Annotated in this window: 24 protein-coding genes, 1 tRNA gene and 1 pseudogene; 6 read left to right on the plus strand and 20 right to left on the minus strand. The window is 66.1% G+C overall.

Annotated features, from left to right (window positions below; genetic code table 11):
* Nucleotides 1-124: 124 nt before the first annotated feature.
* From AN936_RS11450 to AN936_RS11465, 4 genes and pseudogenes are all read right to left on the minus strand, one after another.
* Nucleotides 125-796, minus strand: a complete 672-nt coding sequence (locus AN936_RS11450; RefSeq protein WP_054588269.1) for a DUF6445 family protein — start codon at nucleotides 794-796, stop codon at nucleotides 125-127.
* A complete protein-coding gene (locus tag AN936_RS11455; protein WP_054590246.1) occupies nucleotides 796-2067 on the minus strand; it encodes an RNA polymerase sigma factor in 1272 nt (423 codons plus the stop codon). The genes AN936_RS11450 and AN936_RS11455 overlap by 1 nt, the downstream gene beginning before the upstream one ends.
* 135 nt (nucleotides 2068-2202) lie before the next feature.
* Nucleotides 2203-2553, minus strand: a pseudogene (locus AN936_RS11460) (YciI family protein); the annotation flags it as partial.
* Between the two features lie 92 nt (nucleotides 2554-2645).
* Nucleotides 2646-3650, minus strand: coding sequence for a GlxA family transcriptional regulator (locus tag AN936_RS11465; RefSeq protein WP_054588271.1), 1005 nt, complete (start codon nucleotides 3648-3650; stop codon nucleotides 2646-2648).
* A 131-nt stretch (nucleotides 3651-3781) separates the two neighbouring features.
* Between AN936_RS11465 and AN936_RS11470 the strand changes: the two genes are divergently transcribed.
* Complete coding sequence (locus AN936_RS11470) at nucleotides 3782-4609, plus strand: alpha/beta fold hydrolase (RefSeq protein WP_054590247.1); 828 nt, start codon at nucleotides 3782-3784, stop codon at nucleotides 4607-4609.
* A 54-nt stretch (nucleotides 4610-4663) separates the two neighbouring features.
* Nucleotides 4664-5158, plus strand: a complete 495-nt coding sequence (locus AN936_RS11475) for a hypothetical protein (RefSeq protein WP_054588272.1) — start codon at nucleotides 4664-4666, stop codon at nucleotides 5156-5158.
* A gap of 45 nt (nucleotides 5159-5203) precedes the next feature.
* Here the strand turns inward: AN936_RS11475 and AN936_RS11480 are convergent, their stop codons facing one another.
* The 13 genes from AN936_RS11480 to AN936_RS11535 all read right to left on the minus strand — a co-directional run bounded on the left by AN936_RS11480 (nucleotide 5204) and on the right by AN936_RS11535 (nucleotide 15861).
* Nucleotides 5204-5755: an AHH domain-containing protein gene (locus AN936_RS11480; protein WP_420496807.1), complete on the minus strand. Its 552-nt coding sequence runs from the start codon at nucleotides 5753-5755 to the stop codon at nucleotides 5204-5206.
* A complete protein-coding gene (locus AN936_RS25065; protein WP_158500080.1) occupies nucleotides 5680-6429 on the minus strand; it encodes a hypothetical protein in 750 nt (249 codons plus the stop codon). The genes AN936_RS11480 and AN936_RS25065 overlap by 76 nt, the downstream gene beginning before the upstream one ends.
* 212 nt (nucleotides 6430-6641) lie before the next feature.
* On the minus strand, nucleotides 6642-8603 hold the full coding sequence (locus AN936_RS11490; RefSeq protein ID WP_054588275.1) for a potassium transporter Kup: 1962 nt from the start codon (nucleotides 8601-8603) through the stop codon (nucleotides 6642-6644).
* A gap of 44 nt (nucleotides 8604-8647) precedes the next feature.
* The gene (locus AN936_RS11495; protein ID WP_054588276.1) at nucleotides 8648-9298 is read right to left on the minus strand and encodes a tetratricopeptide repeat protein; all 651 of its coding nucleotides are present in this window, start codon (nucleotides 9296-9298) and stop codon (nucleotides 8648-8650) included.
* Entirely contained in the window at nucleotides 9295-9708 is a 414-nt protein-coding gene (locus tag AN936_RS11500) for a cytochrome c-type biogenesis protein (RefSeq protein ID WP_054588277.1), read from the minus strand. The genes AN936_RS11495 and AN936_RS11500 overlap by 4 nt, the downstream gene beginning before the upstream one ends.
* Before the next feature lie 14 nt (nucleotides 9709-9722).
* Nucleotides 9723-10253 (minus strand): DsbE family thiol:disulfide interchange protein, encoded by a 531-nt coding sequence (locus AN936_RS11505; protein ID WP_054588278.1) that lies wholly within the window; start codon nucleotides 10251-10253, stop codon nucleotides 9723-9725.
* A 273-nt stretch (nucleotides 10254-10526) separates the two neighbouring features.
* Nucleotides 10527-12485: a heme lyase CcmF/NrfE family subunit gene (locus tag AN936_RS11510; protein WP_054588279.1), complete on the minus strand. Its 1959-nt coding sequence runs from the start codon at nucleotides 12483-12485 to the stop codon at nucleotides 10527-10529.
* Complete coding sequence (ccmE, locus tag AN936_RS11515) at nucleotides 12482-12919, minus strand: cytochrome c maturation protein CcmE (RefSeq protein WP_054588280.1); 438 nt, start codon at nucleotides 12917-12919, stop codon at nucleotides 12482-12484. Before ccmE ends, AN936_RS11510 begins: the two co-directional genes overlap by 4 nt.
* Nucleotides 12916-13071, minus strand: a complete 156-nt coding sequence (locus tag AN936_RS25245; protein WP_173585654.1) for a hypothetical protein — start codon at nucleotides 13069-13071, stop codon at nucleotides 12916-12918. The genes ccmE and AN936_RS25245 overlap by 4 nt, the downstream gene beginning before the upstream one ends.
* The gene (gene ccmC / locus AN936_RS11520) at nucleotides 13068-13808 is read right to left on the minus strand and encodes a heme ABC transporter permease CcmC (RefSeq protein WP_054588281.1); all 741 of its coding nucleotides are present in this window, start codon (nucleotides 13806-13808) and stop codon (nucleotides 13068-13070) included. Before ccmC ends, AN936_RS25245 begins: the two co-directional genes overlap by 4 nt.
* A 326-nt stretch (nucleotides 13809-14134) precedes the next feature.
* The gene (locus AN936_RS11525; RefSeq protein ID WP_054588282.1) at nucleotides 14135-14488 is read right to left on the minus strand and encodes a YbaN family protein; all 354 of its coding nucleotides are present in this window, start codon (nucleotides 14486-14488) and stop codon (nucleotides 14135-14137) included.
* Nucleotides 14489-14635: 147 nt separating this feature from the next.
* Entirely contained in the window at nucleotides 14636-15688 is a 1053-nt protein-coding gene (locus tag AN936_RS11530; RefSeq protein ID WP_054588283.1) for a Glu/Leu/Phe/Val family dehydrogenase, read from the minus strand.
* Nucleotides 15689-15784: 96 nt separating this feature from the next.
* Nucleotides 15785-15861 (minus strand) — tRNA-His (locus AN936_RS11535).
* A gap of 114 nt (nucleotides 15862-15975) precedes the next feature.
* Between AN936_RS11535 and AN936_RS11540 the strand changes: the two genes are divergently transcribed.
* The gene (locus tag AN936_RS11540) at nucleotides 15976-16656 is read left to right on the plus strand and encodes a prolyl hydroxylase family protein (RefSeq protein ID WP_054588284.1); all 681 of its coding nucleotides are present in this window, start codon (nucleotides 15976-15978) and stop codon (nucleotides 16654-16656) included.
* A 106-nt stretch (nucleotides 16657-16762) separates the two neighbouring features.
* On the opposite strand, the gene AN936_RS11545 is transcribed toward AN936_RS11540, so the two are convergent.
* Complete coding sequence (locus AN936_RS11545) at nucleotides 16763-17509, minus strand: SIMPL domain-containing protein (RefSeq protein ID WP_084758295.1); 747 nt, start codon at nucleotides 17507-17509, stop codon at nucleotides 16763-16765.
* A 400-nt stretch (nucleotides 17510-17909) separates the two neighbouring features.
* Between AN936_RS11545 and AN936_RS11550 the strand changes: the two genes are divergently transcribed.
* A complete protein-coding gene (locus AN936_RS11550; protein WP_054588285.1) occupies nucleotides 17910-19685 on the plus strand; it encodes an ABC-F family ATP-binding cassette domain-containing protein in 1776 nt (591 codons plus the stop codon).
* A gap of 176 nt (nucleotides 19686-19861) precedes the next feature.
* On the opposite strand, the gene AN936_RS11555 is transcribed toward AN936_RS11550, so the two are convergent.
* Entirely contained in the window at nucleotides 19862-20269 is a 408-nt protein-coding gene (locus AN936_RS11555; protein ID WP_149037785.1) for a DUF6456 domain-containing protein, read from the minus strand.
* A 163-nt stretch (nucleotides 20270-20432) separates the two neighbouring features.
* On the opposite strand from AN936_RS11555, the gene AN936_RS11560 reads away from it, so the two are divergent.
* Both AN936_RS11560 and AN936_RS11565 read left to right on the plus strand, forming a co-directional pair.
* Nucleotides 20433-20993 carry a helix-turn-helix domain-containing protein gene (locus AN936_RS11560; RefSeq protein ID WP_054588287.1) on the plus strand — a complete coding sequence of 187 codons (561 nt, stop codon included), beginning with the start codon at nucleotides 20433-20435 and terminating at the stop codon, nucleotides 20991-20993.
* A gap of 34 nt (nucleotides 20994-21027) precedes the next feature.
* The gene (locus tag AN936_RS11565; RefSeq protein ID WP_054588288.1) at nucleotides 21028-22194 is read left to right on the plus strand and encodes a glycosyltransferase; all 1167 of its coding nucleotides are present in this window, start codon (nucleotides 21028-21030) and stop codon (nucleotides 22192-22194) included.
* On the opposite strand, the gene secF is transcribed toward AN936_RS11565, so the two are convergent.
* Nucleotides 22191-23171 (minus strand): protein translocase subunit SecF, encoded by a 981-nt coding sequence (secF, locus tag AN936_RS11570; RefSeq protein WP_054588289.1) that lies wholly within the window; start codon nucleotides 23169-23171, stop codon nucleotides 22191-22193. The genes AN936_RS11565 and secF overlap by 4 nt on opposite strands.
* Nucleotides 23172-23179: the final 8 nt, after the last annotated feature.

A 23179-nucleotide genomic window follows, 5' to 3' on the forward strand; every position in this document is an offset into this window, starting at 1 on the left:
TCGCCGGCGCCCATAAGCGCTTTGTCGTTCGCTATACACCGCAGTGCGACAGACCGTTGTCCCGTTGTGGAACAGCCCGCATTTGGTGTCGATGGAGCGTGGCAATCGGGCGCCGCAATGTGCCCTATGCGCCGATCGAAAAGAAAGCTGTGACGGTGAGGCGTCCACTGCATGGATCCTCCGACAAGGTCGCGTCGGCTGCGATGGCGCCGCTGTGGAGGTTCGTGCTGCGATAGAGCAGCGCGCGGTTGTAGCGGGCTTCGACACTGTGCACGCATTCGAATAGCGGCGTGTCGCCGGCGATGTAGGCGGCCGGCGGCGGCCCTACATGCCGCAACTCGGTCTCGAGGTGACGAAAGAAGAGATCGCGACGCTGTTCGTCGATGGTTTCAAACCGCGTCGCCCGGTGACGGAAAAAAGCGGTACCGTCGCTCGCCACCGGGGAAAGATAATGGATCAGCGCGATCCGGTCGGCAGTGAAAGCGTCGATATGCGGCAGCCGCTGCGCGATGGTCAGCGCCTCGACCGGCGTCGAAACGATTGAAAAGCTCGCATCGATCACGCTGACCGGTCCAATGCGACCGAAAGCCTGTCGCACCGCGGCCTCGATCGCAGGTAATTGTGCCGACAGATAATCGCCCGGCAGCGCGGCGCGGATTCCGGGATAGTGATTCAGCGCGGGCGCAAACGCGGCGACCCGCGCCTGTTCGCGCAACGCATCGGGGTCGGCTGCGAAATCGTCGAGAATAACAAGCGGCTGCGCTTCGGCACCGATCGTCTCGACCGTCGCCCGCATCAGCGGTCGGCCGCCGCGCAGGCCGTGGCCCGCGCGAGCAGGAAAGCACGCTCGCGCTCGTTCGCCGAAAGCTCGGCTGCGGTCTCAAACTGGGCCTTCGCTTCCTCGAATCGCCTGGCGCGGAGCAGGAAGTCACCCCTAGCGGCAGGAAGGGGCGCATAGTTTCGGAGCAGCGCCGCATCGGCAATCCCATCAACCAGCCGTAAGCCTGCTTCGGGTCCGAACGCCATGCTATGCGCCACCGCACGATTGAGCTCGACCACCGGCGAAGGCATCACCCTTCCCAAAAGGTCATAGAGCGCAGCAATGCGCGTCCAGTCGGTATCCTCCGCCCGCCGGGCCCGCGCATGACACGCCGCCAGCGCGGCCTGCAAGGCATAAGGCCCTTCGGCGCCTCCCAATGCTTCGGCGCGCGCGAGTGCATTCAGCCCGCGGCGGATCAACAATTGATCCCAGCGCGCCCGGTTCTGCTCGGTCAGCGGTACGAAAGCGCCATCGGGCCCGGCACGCGCCGTCAGCCGCGACGCCTGAATCTCCATCAGCGCGAGCAATCCCCAAACTTCGGGCTCATCGGGCATCAATCCGGCAACTATGCGCCCCAGCCGCTGCGCCTCAGCGCAGAGAAGCGGGCGAACCAGCGACGGCCCCGAAGTCGCCGCATAGCCCTCGTTGAAGATCAGGTAGATGACCTCGAGCACCGATCCCAGCCGCGACGTCAGTTCGGCACCGCGCGGCACCTCGAACGCGACTCCCGCCTTGGCGATTGCTTTCTTGGCCCGGGTGATCCGCGCCGCGATCGCCGCTTCGTTCGACAGGAAGGCGCGGGCAATCTCCAGGGCCGTTAGTCCGCCGACAAGCCGCAGGGTCAGCGCAGCGCGTGCGTCGGGGGAAATCACCGGATGGCAGGCCGCAAAGATCAGGCCGAGCAGTTCGTCGCCGAGCGGATCGTCCAGCGCCGCCTCGACCGCTTCTGCGCTCATGTCGCGCTCCCCGCCCAGGTCATGGGCGATTTCGGCATGCTTCCGATCCTGCATCGCGCCACGCCGGATGCCGTCGATCGCGCGCCGCTTGGCGGTTGCGGTAAGCCAGGCGCCCGGCTTGTCCGGAACCCCCGATTTCGGCCACTCGGTCAGCGCGGCAAGCAGCGCCTCCTGCGCCAGTTCCTCGGCACGGTCGACGTCCCTCGTCATCCGGGCAAGCGCGGCGATCAGCCGCGCCCGCTCGATCCGGAACACGGCCTCGATCGCACGATGGGTTTCACCAGCTGCCATGCCCGCCTTCTCGGCGAAGAGCGCCGGGGAGGCAAGCACGGCGGCGGGCATCGATTATTGACTGCCGAGCTTGTCGCGCAACGCCTGTTCGCGTTCCGCGAGTTCGGGCGTCATCGCGTCGCCAAAATCCTCCATTTCGTAGAAAGGACGGATCTCGAGCTCGCTCGGCCCGGGCATCGGGTTCGGGCAGCGCTTCGCCCAGGCGACCGCCTCGTCCATATCCTTGACCTCCCAGACCCAATAGCCCGCGACCAGTTCGCGCGTTTCCGCGAACGGTCCGTCGATCACCGTCCGGCTCGCGCCATCGAAGGCGATCCGCTTGCCCGCCGACGAAGGCTTGAGCCCGTCGCCGTCGACCATCACGCCAGCGTTCACCAGTTCCTCGTTGAACTTGCCCATCGCCTCGAACATCTCGGTCATGTCCTCGGTGGGCAGCAGGCCCTTTTCGCTGTCCTCGGTCGCCTTGACGAAAACCATCACACGCATCGTTCAACTCCTCTTTGTCGGGCCATGATCGGCCTCGTATCAGGACGACGAACGAGCCGCCGCAAAATCGACACGCAGGTGAAAATATTTTTTCAGGCAACTTCGGCCAGCGGCTGCGGCACCGCAAAACGCTGGCGATATTCGTTCGGCGACAGCCCGGTAATGCGGTGGAACAGCTTGCGGAACGCCGCCGCATCCTCATAGCCGACACTCCACGCGATCTGGTCGACGGTACGCCTGGTGAATTCCAGCAGTTCGCGCGCCTTGCCGACGCGGATGTGCTGGACATATTCGACCGGGGTCATCGCGGTAGCCGCCTTGAACCGGCGCTGGAAGGTCCGCTCCTCCAACCCGGCCTCGCGCGCCATCTCGCCGACGCCGTTCACCCGGCCTTCCTTCGATTGCAGCCAGTGCTGAACCTTCAGAATCGCCTCATCGCCATGCGTCAGCTTGGGCGCAAAGCTCGCATAATTCCTCTGCTCGCGTCCTGCGGGGTCGATCAGGAGGAAGCGCGCGGTCTCCATCATCACCGAAGGCCCGAGCAACCGCTCGACAATGCGCAGGCCTAGGTCGGTCCACGCCATCAGCCCGCCCGCGGTGACGATGTCTCCGTCGTCGATCACCATCCGGTCGGCTTCCAGCCGCACATCGGGAAAACGCGTCTTGAACTCCTCGGCGAAATACCAATGCGTTGTCGCGGGCCGCCCCGCGAGCAGCCCGGTCGCGGCGAGCGCAAAGGCGCCGCCGCAATTCGACGCCAGCACCGCCCCCTGTGCATGCCGGTCGAGCAGCCAGCGCGCATAGGGTGCGACCTCATCCGCCTCCAGCAGCTTGTGGAGGCTTCCGGGCGCGATCAGCACTGTGGGCGAATTGCCCGCCGGTTCGCCCGGATGGCTGTCGTAGCAGCGCGCAAAGCCCCCGCCGTCCTGCAATCGCCAATGGCTGACGCGAACCGGCGCCCGGCCGTTGTCGACCGCAAAGCGGCCGGCGATGTCGAACAGGTCGGTGATGCCGTGGACCATGCCGGTCTGGCAGTCGGGGTAGAGCATCAGACCGACTTCGACGAGCGAGGCCGGATGTTGTCGAAGTTGCCGCATAGCGTGAAGCACCTTTGTCGCAATCGGCCCGCATAATGTCGTATCCGCCAATCCCGCGCAAGACCCCGCCGGCCTATCTCCTGTTTCACCGGACGGACATCCCGCCCCCTCGCAACGAAAGGAACCACGACATGACCACGATCACCACCAAGGACGGTACGCGCATCTTCTACAAGGACTGGGGTCCGAAGGACGGCCAGCCGATCGTCTTCTCGCACGGCTGGCCGCTCAGCGCCGACGCCTGGGACGCACAGATGGTCTTCTTTGCCAATCAGGGCTTCCGCACCATCGCCCACGACCGCCGCAGCCATGGCCGTTCGGACCAGGTGTGGGTGGGCAACAATATGGACCAATATGCCGACGATCTCGGCGAACTGATCGAACAGCTCGACCTGAAAGACGTCATCCTCGTCGGCCACTCGACGGGCGGCGGCGAAGTCACCCGCTATATCGGCCGTCACGGCACGCGCCGGGTCGCGAAGGTTGCCCTGATCGGCGCCGTTCCGCCGCTGATGCTCAAGACCGAAGCCAATCCCGGCGGCCTGCCGATCGACGTCTTCGACGGCATCCGCAAGGGCACCTTCGACAACCGGCCGCAGTTCTTCAAGGACCTGACGCTCCCCTTCTACGGCTATAACCGCGAGGGCGCCGAGGTGTCGGAAGCGGTCCGCGACGAATTCGTGCGGCAGGGCATGAACGGCGGCCTCAAGGGCCTGCTCGACAGCATCCGCGCCTTTTCGGAAAGCGACTTCAACGAAGACCTGAAGACGTTCGATGTCCCGACGCTGGTGCTCCACGGCAACGACGACCAGATCGTCCCGATCGGCGCCTCGGCGCTCTCGACGGTCAAGATCGTCAAGCAGGCGGTGCTGAAGGTCTATGAAGGCGGCAGCCACGGCCTCACCGTAACCGAACAGGACCGGTTCAACGCCGACCTCCTCGACTTCATCAACAATTGAACCGGACAGGGGCGCGGCGGCGCGGCCGCCGCCCCCGAACAGGGAGTAAAGACAATGATCCTCGGCCTCACCATCCCGCAGTTCACCGCCCTCCACGTCGCGATCAGCCTCGTCGGCATCGGCGCAGGCCTTGTCGCGCTTCCTGCCTTTGCCCGCGGACGCGCGCTGCCGCGCACGACCGGCATCTTCCTCTGGGCGACCTTGCTAACCAGCCTGTCGGGTTTCCTGTTCCCAATCGTCGCCTTCACCCCGGCGCTCGGCGTGGGCATCCTCTCGACGCTGATCCTCGCTCTCGCCTTCCACGCTTATTACGGTCGCAAGCTCGCCGGCCGCGCCGCCACGGTCTATGCGGTGACCGCCACCCTCGCCCTCTACCTCAACCTGTTCGTGCTGGTGGTGCAGTCGTTCCTGAAAGTCCCCGCGCTGAACGCGCTCGCGCCGACCGGAACCGAACCGCCGTTCCTCGCCGCGCAAGGCGCCCTCGTCCTCGCGGCGGCGCTGTTCGGCGCCATCGCCGTCAGGGCGACGCGCCACCGCGCTGCGGCCTGATATCCCGGGTCCGGCGCTAGGGCGGCCGTAGAGGCCGCCCTTGTCTTATGCCCCGAACAGCCGGTCGATCGCTTCGTCGAGATAGGGGCGGTCGGCGAACAGCCGCATCGGGTCGCGCCGGTTCAGCCAGAAGCCGGCCCGGTGCCGATCGGTGAGCGCCCGCCGCATCACATCCTGCAACAGCCGCAATCGCATCGATGCGGTGCGCCGTGCGGTGCCGGGATCGATCGTGATCTGCGATGCGAAATGCGCCCGGATCCGCTCGACCCGGGCGGCAACGACATCGCTGTAACCATGATGCGGCCCGCGATGCAGCGCGTGCCCGAGTTGCAGCGCCGCGGGCTCGCATGCCGGCAGGATGAGGCCGTTAACAGAGAAATGCTGAAGCGCGAAACCTTCGGACTGCAACTGGTCGAACATGGCCGCCATCTGCGGACGCCGCAGCAGCGCGATCGGAATGAGGTGATGGCGCTGGAAACCCGCGCGCGGCAACGGCGCCCCTTGCCATCCCAACCGCTGCCTCAAAGATCGCCGCCAAATTCGACCCGCACGGGGCTGCCCCCCCCGACATCGGGCGGCGGCGACAGGTGCACCCACTCGCCAGGATCGAGACCGCGCATCCGGCGGCTTTCCCGAACCGGGCCGTTGAGCATCATGTCGAGCGACAGCCGCGCAAGCCGCCGGACCATCTCTGCCACGGTCCACCCGTTGGGAATCCGCCCTTCAAGCTCTTGCTCGGCGAACAGCGCCAGGCCGCGCGTGCCGACAAAATCGACACCGTCGACCTCGTGCCGGCGAAAGGCGACGAGATGCAATATGGGCGGCATGCCGCTGATCAGCATTTCGGCGACCGACGCCCGAAACTGCGGCGCATCGGACCAAAGCCGTGCGGGGGACCAGAAAAAGTGGCTGGCGTCGAACAGGTCGATCAACAGCACCATCATCTTGAAAAACTCGCGCATCTGCATCGTCTGCTCGTGCGCGCCGTGCCTGTCGTCCTCGGGCACGAACATCCAGCACTGGCCGCTTTCGCGCCAATCCTGCGGCAGGCTCGCCGCAAGCAGGCTTGTCGCCGGATCCGCCGGATCGACCAGCGCGAGCGCCGTATCCGCCGCCCGCCCGGCCAGCATCGATTCGCGCCCGAAACGCAGACGGAACACCGGCGGCGCGATCTGCTCGATCATGTCGGTGCGGTCGCTGTCCGCACGCTCGGGCCGCAGCCCCATATGGCGGAGCGAGGTTTCCAGCGACACATTCGAAGCGCCGCGCATCGATGGTCCGATAATCAACGCAAAGGGTTCCGGCGGAACCGGCAAGATGGGCGCATTGCTTTTGCCGGTATCCATGGTGCGCATCGACCTACTTGGGGTCAGGGCCCCGAGACCCCCGCTTGCATTGCAAGACTTGCGGCAATGTTCAAACGCTTATTGTGCGGCACTGCGGCTTAATTCGTCCGTTCCGGAACGGTTGCAGGCGCGCGACCTCAGATCGCGACCTGGCTTCCCAGTTCGACCACACGGTTGGTCGGCAGGCGGAAATATTCCATCGCGCTTTCCGAATTGCGCAGCATCCATGCGAACAATTTTTCGCGCCAGATCGGCATGCCGGGCGTGCTTGCCGCGATAAGGGTCTGCCGCGACAGAAAGAAACTCGTCTCGATCATCTTGAATTCGGCGCCGCAGCCGGTGACGCGTTTCAGCGCCTCGGGCACGTCGACGGGCTGCATGAAGCCGTAATTGAGGATCAGCCGGTGAAATCCCTGCCCCAGATCGTCGAGCGCGCAGTGATTCTCCTCGCGCACGAAGGGCACGTCGGCGATCTTGATCGTCAGCAGGATGATCCGTTCGTGCAGCACCTTGTTGTGCTTCAGATTATGGAGCAGCGCGTGCGGCACCCCGTCGGCGGACGAGGTCATGAATACCGCCGTCCCCGGCACCCGCGTCGCGCTGTTCGCGGCCGATTTGACGAAGACCGGGATCGGCATCGCGCCTTCGGCCATTTCCTTCTGCATGAGCTTGCGCCCGCGCGACCAAGTCGTCAGCAGAGTGAAGATGGTCAGGCCGATCGCCAGCGGCACCCAGCCACCGTCGGGCACCTTGATCAGGTTGGCGCCGAAATAGGCGATATCGACGATGAAGAAGATCGCGAGGATCGGCACCGCTTTCCACGCCGGCCAGCGCCACAGGCTGAACAGCACGACGCTCATCAGGCAGGTGTCGATGAACATCGCGCCGGTCACCGCGATGCCATAGGCGGCCGCGAGATTGCTCGACGAGCCGAAGAACAGGACGAGAAGGATGACCATCACCATCAGGCCCCAGTTGACCATCGGGATGTAGATCTGGCCCGCCGCCGACGCGCTGGTGTGTTCGACGCGCAGGCGCGGGATGAAGCCGAGTTGAATCGCCTGCTGGGTCAGCGAAAAGGCGCCCGAGATCACCGCTTGGCTGGCGATGATCGTCGCGAGCAGCGCGAGGATGACGATCGGCACGCGCCACGCGTCGGGCATCATCAGGAAGAAGGGATCCTGGATCAGCCCGAGCCGGTTGCCCATTTCGGCCTCGAGCACCATCGCGCCCTGTCCCATATAATTGAGCATCAGCGCAGGAAGGACGAAACACAGCCAGCTCAGCCCGATCGGCTTGCGCCCGAAATGCCCCATGTCGGCGTAGAGCGCCTCGGCGCCAGTGACCGCGAGCACGACCGCGCCGAGCGCGATGAAAGCGGTGAAGCCGTCGACATAGAAGAATTTCAGCGCATTGAGCGGATTGAGCGTCGCAAGGATGATCGACGGATGGTCGACGATATGCATGATGCCGAGCACCGCGAGCATCAGGAAATAGCAGAGCATGATCGGGCCGAAGAGCGCCCCGACCTTCGCCGTCCCGCGCGACTGGATCGCGAACAGCCCGATCAGGATCGTCAGCGCGATCGGCACGATATAGGGGTCGAAGCCCTTGTTGATGTAGCTCAGCCCCTCGGTCGCCGAGAGCACCGACATCGCCGGGGTGATCATGCTGTCGCCGTAGAAGAGCGCGGTCGCGAACACCCCGAGCAGGATGATCGGCCAGGTCCAGCGCTTCTCGCCCGACGAGCGGCTGATTAGCGCCAGCAGCGCGAGACTGCCGCCCTCGCCCTTGTTGTCGGCCTTCATGATCGTCAGCACATATTTGAAGGTGACGACGAGCATCATCGACCAGAAGACGAGGCTCAGCACGCCATAGATGTGGAGCCGGTCGGCATCGATCGAATGATGCCCCGCAAAGGTCTCGCGAAAAGCGTAGAGCGGGCTGGTGCCGATGTCGCCGAACACAACGCCGACCGCGCCGATGGCGAGCTTCAGCTTGCCATCACCCTGATGTCCGTGGCCGTGATGGCCCGTATCGGCGGCAGCCGGGGCGGCGCTTTCGGCCCCGCCTGCTGCCTGTTGCGACTCAGCAGTCATCGCGCGCCTTTAGACGAGCCGGGGGCAATGGAACAGCACCCAAATCACGGCTCGGCCGGCGCCGGCGGCGGAGGCTGCGGTCCCAGCGCCTGCCGGAGCTGCGCCAGCCGCATTTCCAGATCCGGCCGCCACGGCGCGTCGGCGGGGCTGCGCGCGAGAAGCTGGCTCCACACCGCCTCGGCGCCTTTCAGGTCGCCGCCCTGCGCGAGCGCGAGTCCCGCGAAAAAGGGCGGCGCGGGGTGCGACGGATCGCGCCGCGCCGCCTCGTCGAACGCCAGCGCCGCGGCGGGCGACATCATCCCGCCGCTATGCACGGCGAGCGCGTTGCCGAGCGCGACCCACAGGTCGACATTGTCGGGATATTTCTCCAGCCCCTTTTCGAGCGTCTTGGCCGCAAGCTCGGTCTTGCCCGTGCGAGCGAAACCGTCGGACATGCCGAGCCACTGCGCCGCCGGGCCGAAGCGGTCGGCCATCCCCTGCCGCTGGTCGGTAATCGCCTCGCCGAACCCCTCGGGCTCCTCCGCCGCCGCGACCGGCTTGCCGGGGAGCGACGGGCTTCCCTCGAGCGCATAGCCGGCGAGCCCAAGCATCACCGCTGCGCCCGCAAGCGGCCGCGCCGCCGCGGGCAGCTTGCCGAGCCACAGCATGCCGCCGATGGTCAGCGCCGCGGCGAGCATGATCCACAGCCAGATCATGCGCCGCCCTCTTCTTCGCTTTCGCCGCGGCGGAAGCGGCCGAAGGCGAGCCAGCCGCCGAGCGCGAGGAAGGCGAGCGGCCCGAGCCAGAGTAGCGCTGTCGCGCTGTCGAACGGCGGATCGTAACTCACCCAGTTGCCATAGCGCGCGACGAGCCATTTCTTGATCCCGGCGGGGCTTTCGCCCGCGGCGATCTTGCTCCGCACTTCGTGCCGCATGTCGCCGGCAAGCGGCGCATCGGAATCGGCGATCGACTGGCCCTGACAGACGAGGCAGCGAAGTTCCTCCATCAGCGCTTTCGCCCGCGCTTCCTTCGCGGGGTCGTTGAGCTGCTGATAGGCATAGGGCGCGGGCGGCAGCCGGTCCTGCGCGGCGATGGGCGATGCCAACGTGCCGAGAAGGCAAAGCATGGCGAGCCGCAGCCTCACTTCATCGCCTCGAGCTTCGCGACGATTTCGGGCACCTGATCGGCGAGGATCACACCCTGGATCTGTTCGCGGATGATGCCCTTGCCGTCGATCAGGAAGGTTTCGGGGACCCCCGACGAACCCAGCGCAATCTGGACGCTCGACTGCATGTCCGATCCGATGCGATCGAACGGATTGCCGAATTCATTGAGGAAAGCCGCGACGTCCTCGGGCCGGTCGCGGATCGCGATGCCGTCGATCGGTACGCCGGCTGCCTTCAGCGCCTCGAGCTGCGGCGCCTCGGCGCGGCACGGGATGCACCAGCTGGCAAAGACGTTGACCAGCCGCGGCCGGCCGTCGGCAAGCTGGCTGCTCTTGAGGCCCTCGACCCCCGCCGTCGCCGGCGGCAGGTCGAACAGCGGCATCGGCTTGTCGATCCATTGCGACTGGATCAGCGTCTCGGCGGGCGTCACCAGCCGATAGATGAAGGCGCCGAACAGCAGCCCCATGATCGCCAGCGGCACGAACAGGACCCAGCGGTTCTTCATGGCGCAAATCGCTCCTTGGCGGTGAACACAGATATGACGCGTTCGAGGCGGCGAAATGGCGAAGATATCGGCTTCGGGTGGCCGCCGCAGATGGTGGTTCCATCTGCAAGGCCGCGCGGAGCCGAGATCGAAGCCATTTCGCCGTCCCTTCGGGATTTGACCGATTTTGTCCATGGCCGCGTCGGCGCGCCTTGGAATATATTCATATGCCTACGCCTCGCCTCCTAGCCCTGAACAAAATCGCTTCAAACCTCGAACGCGTCATATCTGTGTTCACCGCCACACCTTGCGGGTGCGGCGCGTGCGCCAGATCGCCAGCAACTGCGCGCGCCCGAGCATCGACAGCGCTGCGCCCACGGCGATCAGCGCGCCGCCGAGCCAGATCCACCACACCAGCGGCTTCCACCACAGGCGGAGCTGGTATCGGTCGGCGGTCCCGTCATCGCTCGGCACCGGCTGGCCGAGCACGGCGTAGAGCTGGCCGCCCGGCCGCGTCAGCAGCGCCGCCTCGTTGGTTTCGGTCGGCGCGGTCCCCATCAGCCCGGGGAAGGTTCGCGCCTCGGGCCGCAGCATGAAGCTTTGCCCCGACGGCGTCGTCGCGACCAGCGTGCCCTCGATCGCGGTATAGTTTGGCCCGGCGATCGGTTTTACCCCGACGAATTTCACCACGAAATCGTCGACCTTCACCACATCGCCCGGCGCCGCGGCAACCAGCCGCTCCTTGATGAAGGCGCTTTCGGCGCCCATCCCGGCGAGGCAGACGGCGACGCCGAAATGCGCGATCACCATGCCCCAGGTCGGCAGCGGGGTGCGGCGGAGGTTGCGGCCCCACAGCGGCGCAAGGCTCGCCACCGCAACGACACCCGCCACCGTCATGCCGAGCAGCGGCAATATGCCGACCTTGCCGCCGAACAGGATCAGCGCGAACAGTACCGCCGCCCCGGCGAAGATCGCCAGCGGCAACCGCGACCAGAGTTTCTTGCCGTCGTCCTTGCGCCATGCGAGCAGCGGGCCCGCGACCATGACAAGGCAAAGGATCAGCGCCAGCGGCCCGGCGACGCGGTTGTAATAGGGCGGCCCGACCGAAATCTTCTCGCCCATCGCCTCGGCAACGATCGGGTAGAGGGTGCCAAGCAGGACGAGCGCGAGGATCGTCGTCAGCAACAGATTGTTGATCACCAGCGATCCTTCGCGGCTGAGCAGCGCGAATTTCTTGCCCTCGGCGACGCTCCCGGCGCGCAGCGCGAACAGGGTGAGCGCGCCGCCGATATAAACCGCCATCAGCACGAGCAGGAACGTGCCGCGCTCAGGGTCGACGGCAAAGCTGTGGACGCTGGTCAAGAGCCCCGAGCGGACGATGAAGGTGCCGACCATCGACATCGAGAAACCGATCACCGCGAGCATCACCGTCCAAGCACGCAGCGCATTGCGCGTCGCCGTCACCGCGACTGAATGAAGCAAGGCTGCGCCCGCGAGCCAGGGCACCAGCGAGACATTCTCGACCGGGTCCCAGAACCACCAGCCGCCCCAGCCTAGCTCGTAATAGGCCCAGTAGCTGCCCGCGGTGATGCCGAGGGTCAGGAAAATCCAGCTGCCGAGCACCCACGGGCGCATCGCGCGGGCAAAGGCCGGGCCGATCTCGCGCGTGATCAGCGCGCCGACGGCAAAGCTGAACGCCACCGACAGCCCGACATAACCGACGTAGAGCGTCGGGGGATGAAAGGCGAGACCCGGGTCCTGGAGCAACGGGTTGAGCCCCTGCCCGTCGGGCGGCGCCACCGGCAAGCGTTTGAACGGGTTCGACGAAAAAATGAGGAAGGCGAAGAAACCAAGACTCAGCGCCGCCTGCGCCGCCAGCGTCGCGACCAGCGTATCCTCGCGCAACCGTTTCTCGAAAACCGCGATCAGTGCGCCCGACAAGCCGAGGATCGTCAGCCACAGCAGCATCGACCCTTCGTGGTTGCCCCAGGTGCCGGCGACCTTGAACAGCATTGGTTTCAGGCTGTTGCTGTTGCGCGCCACCAGTTCGACCGACATGTCGGAGCGGACGAACAGCGCGATCAGCAGCGCGAAGGCGACGGCGGTGAGCACGCCCTGCGCCACGCTCGCCGGCCGGACGAGCGCGGCGAGGTCCTTCGGTCCGCCGCGCAGGAACAACGCACCCGCGACCAGCGACAGACAGGCGAGCGCCGCCGCGATCCAGAGCAGGGCAAGACCGAGTTCGGCGATCATGCCTTCGGCGCCGCCTTCATATCCTTGGGCATGTCGCCCATCTGCGGCGGCATATAGCGTTCGTCATGCTTGGCGAGGATGCGGTCGGCGACGAAAGTGCCGTCGCCGCGCATCCGGCCGTCGGCGACCATCCCCGATTCCTCGCTGAACAGGTCGGGGACGATCCCCTTATACTCGACCGGGACCGACGCCTTGCCGTCGGTCGCGACGAAACGGATCGTCAGGCCGTCGGCCTGCCGCGCGATGCTGCCCTTGGCGACCATGCCGCCGAGCCGCATCGCTTCGCCGACCTCGGTCTTGCCGGCCGCGACCTCGACCGGCGTACGAAAATAGGCGGCCTCGTCGCGCAGCGCGCTCGCCGCGAGCACGCCCGCGCCGCCGACGCCGACGAGCGCGACCAGCGCCAGGATCAGTCGCTGATGCTTCGCCTTCACTTGCGGTCCTTTCGCAGCGCGTCGCTGCGTTTCTCGGCCTTCGTCATCGCGCGCCAGCTCGACCACAGGACCACGCCGGTCAGCAGCGCGGTCAGCGCATAGGCGGCCGCCACATAGGCCCATTGGCCACCCCCGCTGATCACCCCGGTCACGCCCTAGATCCCTCGTCGTCGGCCAGCCGCCGCAGCCGTGCCGCAACGCGGTTGTCGGCGATGATCCGCCGCATCCGCATCAGCACGATGGCCCCGAATAACAGCGAAAAGCCGAACACGGTCAAGCCCAAAGGCCAGAGCAGCGCCCCGTCGATGCTCGATCCGCGAAGCGTGATGCTCGGCCCCTGATGCAGGCTGTTCCACCACACGACGCTGCGATTGATGATCGGGATGTTGATTGCACCGACCAGCGCATAGATGGCGGCGCCACGCGACAGCGTGCCGCCCTGTTTCTGCCCGTCGTCGCCGCTGGTGAGCGCGATGAAGCCCGCATAGAGGAACAGCAGGACGAGCATCGAGGTCATCCGCCCGTCCCATTCCCACCAGGTGCCCCAGGTCGGCTTGCCCCAGATCGATCCGGTGGCAAGACACAGCGCGGTGAACAGCATCCCCGGCACCGCAATCGCGCGCGCCGCGATCCCCGCGAGCGGGTGGCGCCAGACAAGCTGGACCAGCCCGGCGACCGCCAGCGACGTCCAGCCGCCCATGCCGAGCCAGGCCGACGGAACATGGACATACAGTATTCGCGCGGTTTCGCCCTGCTTGTAATCGCCCGGAACCTGCGTCAGCCCCGCCCACGCGCCGCCGAGCAGCAGCAACAAGCCGACTCCCAGCAGCCACGGCGTGAGCGGCCGGGCGATCGCCAGAAAACGGGTCGGATTCGCATAAGCGTGCATCGGTTCGCGTCCTTAGGGGAGCCGGGCTTGACGGTCCAGCAATTTGCCCGGCGCGACCCGGCGCCGCTCTTGTCGCCTGCGTGTGGCGGAGCGTCAAGGCTTTGCCTGCCCTGCTGTCCAGGTCCGGTCGCGAACGACAAATAGCGAATTGAGTCCGCCGTCGGCTGGGAGGCGATGCCGGCGTAAATCATATCCGTCACCCCGGGTTTGACCCGGAACCCGCCTTCCTTCTTTCTACGTCAGATCAAAGAAAAGGCAGGCCCCGGGTCAAGCCCTGGGTGACGACTTAAACAAGCGACAGCTCTCCAGCCCGAAGTCGCCAAAGCTCACCCTTCCGGCCGCGTCCAGATCCAGCTTCCGGTCACCGCTGCCGCGACGACCGGCGCCATCATCCACGGCCAAGGCGCAAAGGCCACGGCAAGGACGATGCTGAAAGCGAAGGCCAGCGTCGCTGCGATCTTGCCCTTGCGGCTGATCGCGCCCTTCTCGCGCCACGCAACGATATGCGGGCCGAAGGCCGGGTGTTCGACCAGCCACGCCTCGAGCCGCGGCGACGATCGCGCGAAACAAAAGGCTGCGAGGATCACGAACGGCACCGTCGGGAGCAGCGGCAGGACGGCGCCGATCGCTCCCAGAGCGAGCGACAGCCAGCCCGCGACGAAATAGAAATGCCGCTTCATCGCGGGGAGGCTTAGCGGAAATCGACGGTCAGACCAGCCAACAATATCGTCATCCCGGCGAAGGCCGGGATCTCACCATCTCGTTCTAAAGTAACGGCGAGATCCCGGCCTTCGCCGGGATGACGAAAATGATTCTCCTCAGGACGCTCAGCCCCGCCCGATCAGCTTCTGCGCCATGCGGTCGGCGACCACCGAAGCCGGCGTCCCGCTCGCCTTGCTCTCGGCCCAGATTTCGGCGAGCCGGCCGGGAATTTGCGCGATCCGGCTTTCGACCTCTTCGCGGCTCCCCTGGCCCAGATATTCGAGCGCGACGTTGATGATGCCGCCCGCGTTGATCACATAGTCGGGGGCGTAGACGATGCCGCGATCGTGAACGCGTTGCCCATCCTGAGCGGTCGCGAGCTGGTTGTTCGCACCGCCCGCCACGATCGGCACGCGCAGCTTTTCAATACTTTGCTCGGTCAAGATCGCGCCGAGCGCGTTGGGGCTCAGCACATCGGCCTCGATCTCCATGATCGCCGCCGAATCGGCCAGATCGGCCCCCAGTTCTTCAGCGAGCGCCTTGGCGCGCGTCAGATTGATGTCGGCGAGGGTCAGCTTCGCACCTTCCGCTGCCAATCGCCGCGCGACGCCGCCGCCGACGCTGCCGACACCCTGGATCGCGACATGCACGCCCTTGGCATCGTCGGTCCCGAGACCTTGTTTGATCGCGGCCTTGATCCCCAGATAGACGCCCAGCGCCGTAAACGGTCCTGGATCGCCGCCGGCATCCGCACCGCTCTCCACCGGCAGGCCGCTGACGTGCTTCGTCTGCTTCGCAATCTGGACCATATCGGCGTCGGTGATCCCGACATCCTCGGCCGTGACATAGGCGCCGCCGAGCGATTCGACCGCGCGGCCGAACGCCGCCAGCAATTCGGGGGTCTTGGCGCCATGTTCGTCGGCAAGGATCACGCCCTTGCCGCCGCCCATCGGCAGACCGGCCATCGCGTTCTTGTAGCTCATGCCGCGCGACAGGCGCAGCGCGTCGGTGATTGCCGCGGCGCGCTGCGGATAATGCCAATAGCGCACGCCGCCGGCGCCGGGGCCGAGGTGCGTCGAATGAACCGCGATGACCGCCGTAAGCCCGCTGGCGCGATCGCGGAACATGTGGACATGCTCATGATCGTCGAAATCGGCGAAATCCCAGACAGCGGACATATTTCATCCTCACGTTAAAAAATTACGTGGAGGCGTAATAATGAAACAGGGGCGACGAGTCACCCCAAAAGCCGCTATGCCTGAAGATAGGAAAAATGGGGCGACCAACGGGGCTCGAACCCGCGACCTCCGGTACCACAAACCGGCGCTCTAACCAACTGAGCTATGGTCGCCACATAAGCGAAGAGAGCCGCACGAAGCAGCCTCGACAGCGCGCGGCGAATAGGCGTGCATCCCCCCGCTCGTCAAGCATTGTTCGCACGCGCTTCCCTGCTAAAACGCGCGCCATGGCTGACAACGAACATGTCGACATGAGCACCTCGGGCGCCGACAGGACCGCGGAGCAGCTCTCCGCCGTGCCCGGCATCCGCCGTGCGCCCACGCCAAAGCTGGAGCAGTTCATGCTCGCGCGCTTTCTCGACGCCGAAACCTGCGCCGCGCTGATCGCGCAGATCGACCGCGACGTCCGTCCCTCGACGATCGCCGACCCGAATGGCGACGACGCATTCCGGACGAGCACGACGTGCGACCTCGACCACCGCGACCCGCTTGTCATCGCGGTGAACAACCGCCTCCACGAGCTGACCGGCATCCCGCTCGAATATGGCGAACCGATGCAGGGGCAGCGCTATGATGTCGGGCAGGAGTTCAAGGCGCACACCGACTATTTCGACCCGCACGGTAGCGACTGGGAAACCTATTGCGCGATTCCGGGCCAGCGGAGCTGGACGCTGATGATCTATCTCAACGAACCCGCGGCGGGCGGCGCGACGCGTTTCCTCGCCAACGGCAAGATGCATCAGCCGGAAACGGGCAAGCTGCTCGCGTGGAACAATGTCCGCACCGACGGCACTGCCAACCCCGACACGCTCCACCACGGGATGAAGGTGCGCAAGGGACGCAAATATATCATCACCAAATGGTTCCGCGAACGGCCGTGGCCGTGGGCGGAGGGGGAACTGGGGTAGGCCAGCTATAAAATCCGCTCGCATCGAGCGAAGTCGAGATGCCAATCGGCAGTTACACCCTCACGGTGTCTCGACTTCGCTCGACACGAACGGAATTGGTCGGTCCTTACCGCACCAGCCGGTACTGGAAACTCAGCGTCAGCGTATTCGACACCTGGCCCGGCTCGACCGGAGTCGCCTTGGCGTCCATGGCCTGCAGGCGCACCATGGGCGGCATCGGCGGCGGCGGGCTGGCAAAGCTGCCGCCCTCGCTGATCGAGACCAGCTCGACGCCGCGGAAACCGGCAAGCCGCGCATAGTCGGCGGCCTTCGCCTCGGCTTCCTTGATCGCGGTGCCGCGCGCGCCAACGAGCTGCGCATCGGCATCCTTCATCCCGAACCACGGCCCCTCAATGTTGGTGCCCCCGGCGGCAACCAGCGCATCGAGCAGCGGGCCGATATCCTCGATTTTCGGCGTCGTCGCGCGAACGCTGTTCGACACCTGATAGCCGAGGAAGCGCGGCGGCTGGCCGGGGGTCTGATTGTTATAGTCATATTGCGGCGACAGGTTGATGCCGCTCGTCTGGATATCCTCGGTCTTGATTCCGCGCGCCTTGGCGGCGGCGATCAGCTTGTCCATCGCGGCGGCATTCTGACGCATCGCCTCGACCGCGGTCGGCGCGGTCGTCGTCACCCCGGCACCGACGGTCGCCTGATCGGGACGCGAACGTACTTCCTCGCTGACCGAAAAGCTCAGGATCGGTCCCTGCGTCGTCGCTGCGGTCACCGTCGAACCTCCTTGCTGTGCGAGCGCGGGCGTCGCCGCCATCAGCGCCAGTCCGGATGCCATAACGGCGAACATTTGCTTCGTCATTTCATTCTCCTGTGAACCGGGGTTCCGGCCATGTCCGATCGTCACCCCGTAACGCAGACGGAGTGGACCCGTTCCTGCCTTTGTACGCGGCGCGCTTGCATGATGCTGAACGTATCGGTAGCGCGCCGTTCATATGGATCAGGGTCTGCTTCTTGCGCGTCGGAGGTTTGAAGCGATTTCGTTCAGGGCGAGGAAGCGGGACGCAGGCATATGACTATATTCCAAGGCTCGCTGACGCGGCCATGGACGAAATCGATCAAATCCCGCAGGGACGTCGAAATGGCTTCGGTCTCGGCTCCATGCGCCCTTGCAGATGGAACCACCATCCGCGGCGGTCGCACGAAGTCGATACCTTCGCCATTTCGACGCCTCGAACGTGCAAGAAGCAGACCCTGATCCAATGGCAGCTCCCATTCTTTCATATGAAGGCCTAGGCCTTGTGCAGGGCAGCGGCTGGCTGTTCCAGGATCTCGACATCTATGTCGGCGAGCGCGACCGGCTGGCGCTCATCGGTCGCAACGGCGCCGGCAAGACGACGCTGCTCAAATTGCTCGCAGGGCGCATCGATCCCGACAAGGGCAAGCGCACGATCGTCCCCGGCACCCATGTCGTGATGCTCGAACAGGAGCCCGATTTCCGGCCGTTCGCGACGCTGATGGATTTCGCCGTCGCGGCGCCCAATGCACCCGAAGCCTTCGAAGTCGCCGCCATCGCCGACCAGCTCGGTATCGACATGTCGCGCACCGCCGCTAGCGCCTCGGGCGGCGAGCGGCGCCGCGCCGCGCTGGCCCGGGCATTGGCGCAGAACCCCGACGTGCTGCTGCTCGACGAGCCGACCAACCACCTCGACCTCGCGGCGATCGACTGGCTCGAAAGCTGGCTCGCGCGCTACACCGGCGCCTTCGTCGCGATCAGCCACGACCGCACCTTCCTGACCCGGCTCACGCGCCAGACCCTGTGGCTCGACCGCGGCAGCATCCGCCGCAAGGAAATCGGCTTCGGCGGCTTCGAGGAGTGGAGCGATGCGGTCGCCGCCGAGGAAGCGCGCGCCGCCCAGAAGCTCGATTCGAAGCTGCGGCTCGAGGCGCACTGGCTCGAACGCGGCGTCACCGCGCGGCGCAAGCGCAATCAGGGGCGCCTCGAAAAGCTGAAGGAAATGCGCGCGACGCGGGCGGCAATGATCGGCGGTCCCGGCGTCGCCAAGCTGGGCCTTGCCAACGACGATGTGCGCTCGAAATCGGTGATCGTCGCCGAAAATGTCTCGAAGAGCTTCGGCGACCGGTCGATCATCAGGAATTTCGACTTCCGCGTCCAGCGCGGCGACCGCATCGGCATCGTCGGCGCCAATGGCGCGGGCAAGTCGACGCTGCTCAAGCTGCTGACCGGCGAGATCGCGCCCGACAGCGGCAGCATCACGCTTGCCCCGACGCTCGACGGTATCGTCATCGACCAGCAGCGCAGCCTGCTTTCGCCCGAAAAGCGCGTCCGCGACGTGCTCGCCGACGGCGGCGACTGGGTCGAGGTGCGCGGCGTCAAGAAGCATATCCAGGGCTATCTCAAGGAATTTCTCTTCGACCCCGGCGTTGTCGAGGCAAGCGTCGGCGCGCTATCGGGCGGCGAACGCTCGCGACTCCTCCTCGCGCGCGAATTCGCCCGCGAATCGAACCTGCTCGTCCTCGACGAGCCGACCAACGATCTCGACCTCGAAACGCTCGACCTGTTGCAGGAAGTCATCGCCGACTATGCCGGCACCGTGCTGCTCGTCAGCCACGACCGCGATTTCCTCGACCGCACCGTAACGGTGACGCTCGGCCTCGACGGATCGGGCAAGGTCGATATCGTCGCCGGCGGCTATGCCGACTGGGAAGCGAAGCGCGTGAAACCCAATAGCGCCAAAACCAAGGCCGCGACCGCCGCACCGCCGCCCCCGCCAACCGCGCGCAAGAAGCTCAGCTACAAGGACCAGCGCGACTACGACCTGCTCCCCGGTCGGATCGAGGCGATCGAGAAGGAAATGGCGGGGATCGAAGCCGAGCTTTCCGATGGCACCCTCTTCACCCGCGACAATGCGCGCTTCACGGCGCTCACCGCGAAGCTCGACGCTTTGCGCACAGAAAAGGCTGCGGCCGAAGATCGCTGGCTCGCGCTCGCTGAAGAGGTCGAAGCACTGGGATAAGCAAAGCTGCGGACGGCTTCGGGGTGGGGAGCGGACGTTCGAGCAAACTCCGGCCCTCCCCTTCAGGGGAGGGCAGCGAGACTTGGCAGCTTGCTGCCTAGTCGCAGTGGGTGGGGTCGATCGGCCTTGCGCGAGGCCGATCGACCCCGCTACCGGTCGACACCCCGCCAATATCGTCACCCCGTCCCGTAAAACCGCGCCAGCCGGTCGAGCGCCAGTCCCAGCACCAGCTTGCCCGACCGCGCCGGCCAGCCCAGCCCCTTTTCGGCGCACCCGATCCCCTCGCCGGCGCAGATCACCCGCCAGCAAATGTCGGCCAGCCCCGGCCCCGCCGTATCGAGCGCCGCATGAAAGCGCCGGCGGGCATCGATCCGCGCCAGCGAGGCATCCGCCGCGCGGGCGCCGCCGCGACTCTTGCCCGGCGGCGCGGCGTCCCAGCGCATCGTGACCCGCGCCGCCAGTCCCGCGCGCTCATAATCGGCGCGCAGCCGTTCACCCGCGCGCAGTTGCGCATCGGTCAGATGCCCGCGCGATGCGAGCCAGGCGATCGGGCTTTCGGCGACATTCACCGTCACGTGGCGCATCACCTGCGGCCCTGCCTTTCCCGGGTCGATCCGGTCGTCGGGGTGAAGGCGGGTTTCGAGGCGGCCTGTCGGCATGCGATTCTCCTTTGGCTTGCACGCCGGGCTTGACATTGGGATATTTTGTAGGAAAGAAGAAACCGATTTGGTTATATGGAAGTTCGCCATGATCAACAGCATCCGCGCCGTCCGCCGGGCCAAGGGCCTCACATTGGAGGAAGTGGGCGCGCGCTGCGACCCGCCGACGACCGCGCAGACGATCGGCCGCCTTGAAACGGGAACGCGTACCCTGTCGCTCGGCTGGATGAACCGCATCGCCAAGGCGCTTGGTGTCGAAGCCGCCGAACTCGTGCAATTGCCGCAGGACACGCAGCTTACGATCACCGCGCTGCTCGGCACCGAGGGCGCGCAAGCGCCGACGCGCGTCGAGCAGGCGCTGACCGCGCGGCCGGGGGAGGATATGGTCGCCGTCCGGGTCACCTCGTCGATCGGCGACTATCGTTCGGGGGATGAAATCTGGTGCCGGCGGATCGAGGGCGACTGGGCCCATGCCCTCAACCGCGACCTGCTCGTGCCCCGCCCCGCCGGCCGCTTCTTCTTCGCGCGGCTGCTCAACGTCGACGGTGAAAAGCTGCATCTGCTGCCGCTCGGCACCGGCCAGCGGCAACAGGTGGTAAGCAACCCGCCGTGGGCGGCGGTCGCGGTCCGGCTGATCCGCACGCTGTGAGAGCGCTTCCTGACGAACGGGTCGCAGGCTCGCCATGACACCCTTACGCGTCCTGTCCATCGCGACGCTCTTCCCCGACGCCGCGCGCCCCAATTTCGGGTTGTTCGTCGAGAAGAGCCTGCGTGCGCTAGCAGCGCAGCCGGAGATCGATTTGACGGTCGTCGCCCCGGTCGGGCTGCCGCCCTTCCCGCTGTCGCTCCACCCCCGTTACCGCACGTTGCGCACGCTGCCGCGCCGCGAGGATCGGCACGGCCTCACCGTCCACCGCCCGCGCTTCCGCCTCCTGCCGCGGATCGGCGCCCGCTTCAATCCCGCCGCGATCGCGCGCGCCGTGATGCCGATCGCGCGCGCGGACCGTTTCGACGTCGTCGATGCGCAATTTTTCTATCCCGACGGCCCCGCCGCGATGCGCGTTGCGGACGCGCTCGGTCTCCCCTTCTCGATCAAGGCGCGCGGCGCCGACATCAGCCATTTCGGCCATGATCCCGCCACCACGCCGCAACTGCTCGCCGCCGCGGATCGCGCAGCGGGTCTGCTCGCGGTGTCGGACGCGATGCGGCGCGACATGGCGGCGATCGGCATCGATCGGGCGAAGATCGCGGTCCATTATACCGGCATCGATGCCGCGCGCTTCCACCCCGGCGACCGCACCGCCGCCCGCGCTGCGCTCGGCATCGGCGCCGAACGCGCGATCCTGACCGTCGGCGCGCTGATCCCGCGCAAGGGGCAGGCGCTGGTGATCGAGGCGCTGCCCGCGCTGCCCACTGTCCATTACTGGCTCGCGGGCGCGGGCGAGGAAGAAGCAAGCTACCGAGCGCTGGCTGCGCGTCTCGGCGTCGCGCAGCGGGTCCGTTTCATGGGACCGATCGCCAATGCCGAATTGCCGCAGCTTTACCGTGCCGCCGATGCGGTGGTCATGCCGTCGGTCAGCGAAGGCCTGGCCAATGCGTGGGTCGAAGCGCTCGCCTGCGGCACGCCGATCGTGATCAGCGACGCCGGCGGCGCCGCGGAACTGGTCACGTCTCCGGTCGCAGGACGCATTGTCGAGCGCACCCCGCCGGCGATTGCGACCGCCGTACAGAGCATCCTTGCCGCGCCGCCATCACCGGCCGATGTCGCGGCGAGCTTGGGCGGCCGTTTCGACTGGGACCGCAACGGCCGCGAACTGGCGGAGCATCTCCGCCGGCTCGCCGCCCGTTAGACGACCGCGCCGTCGTCCTTGCGTTCGATGCGTTCGCCGCCTTCGATCCCGGCGCTGGTCCGCGGCACGAAGCTGCCCGGACCGACCTTCAGCCACACGAGCACCGGGGTCGACATCAACACCGAGGAATAGCCGCCGATGAACACGCCGAACAGCATCGCGGCGGTGAAGCCGAAAATCACGTCGGGGCCGAAAATCAGCAGCATGCCGAGCGCGAGCACCATCGCGACGGTGGTCATTACCGTGCGCGACAGCGTCTCGTTGATGCTGAGGTTGAGCAGCGGGATGATTTCCATCTTGCGGTATTTTTTCAGATTCTCGCGAATCCGGTCATAGACGACGATGGTATCGTTGAGCGAATAGCCGACGATGGTCAGCAGCGCCGCGACGCTGTTGAGGTCGAACTGCATCTGCGTCACCGCGAACAGCCCGAAGGTCAGCGACACCTCATGGAAGAGGCGGCCGAGCGCGCCGACGCCGAACTGCCATTCGAAGCGGATCCAGATGTAGATCGAAATGCCGATGATCGCGAGACCGAGGCTGAGCGCGCCGGTCCGGATCAGTTCTTCCGACACCTTGCCCGACACGGTTTCGACCGAGCCGGTCTTGGCGGTCGGAAAGGCTTTCTGGATGCCGGCGACGAGTTGCTGCCCCGCGCGTTCGGCGACCGTCTTGTCGCCTTCGGGCAGCGCGGTGCGGATCGATACCGCCTTGTCCGACCCGAATTGCTGGATCGTCGCTTCGCCGAGGCCGATCTGACCGACCTTTTCGCGAATTTCGTCGATCGGCGGCATTTCCTGCGTGAATTCGACGCGCACCGACTGGCCGCCGACGAAATCGACGCCGAAGTTCAGGCCCTTCACCGCCACGAGCGCGATCGACACCGCGACGAGGAAGAAGCTCATGAACGAGGCGAACTTTCGCCAGCGCAGAAAGTCGATGTTGGTGTTGTCGGGGACGAGTTTCAGCAAGCGCATGATATCGC

Origin of the sequence: Sphingopyxis macrogoltabida (assembly GCF_001307295.1) — a bacterium.
Classification (GTDB): domain Bacteria; phylum Pseudomonadota; class Alphaproteobacteria; order Sphingomonadales; family Sphingomonadaceae; genus Sphingopyxis; species Sphingopyxis macrogoltabida_B.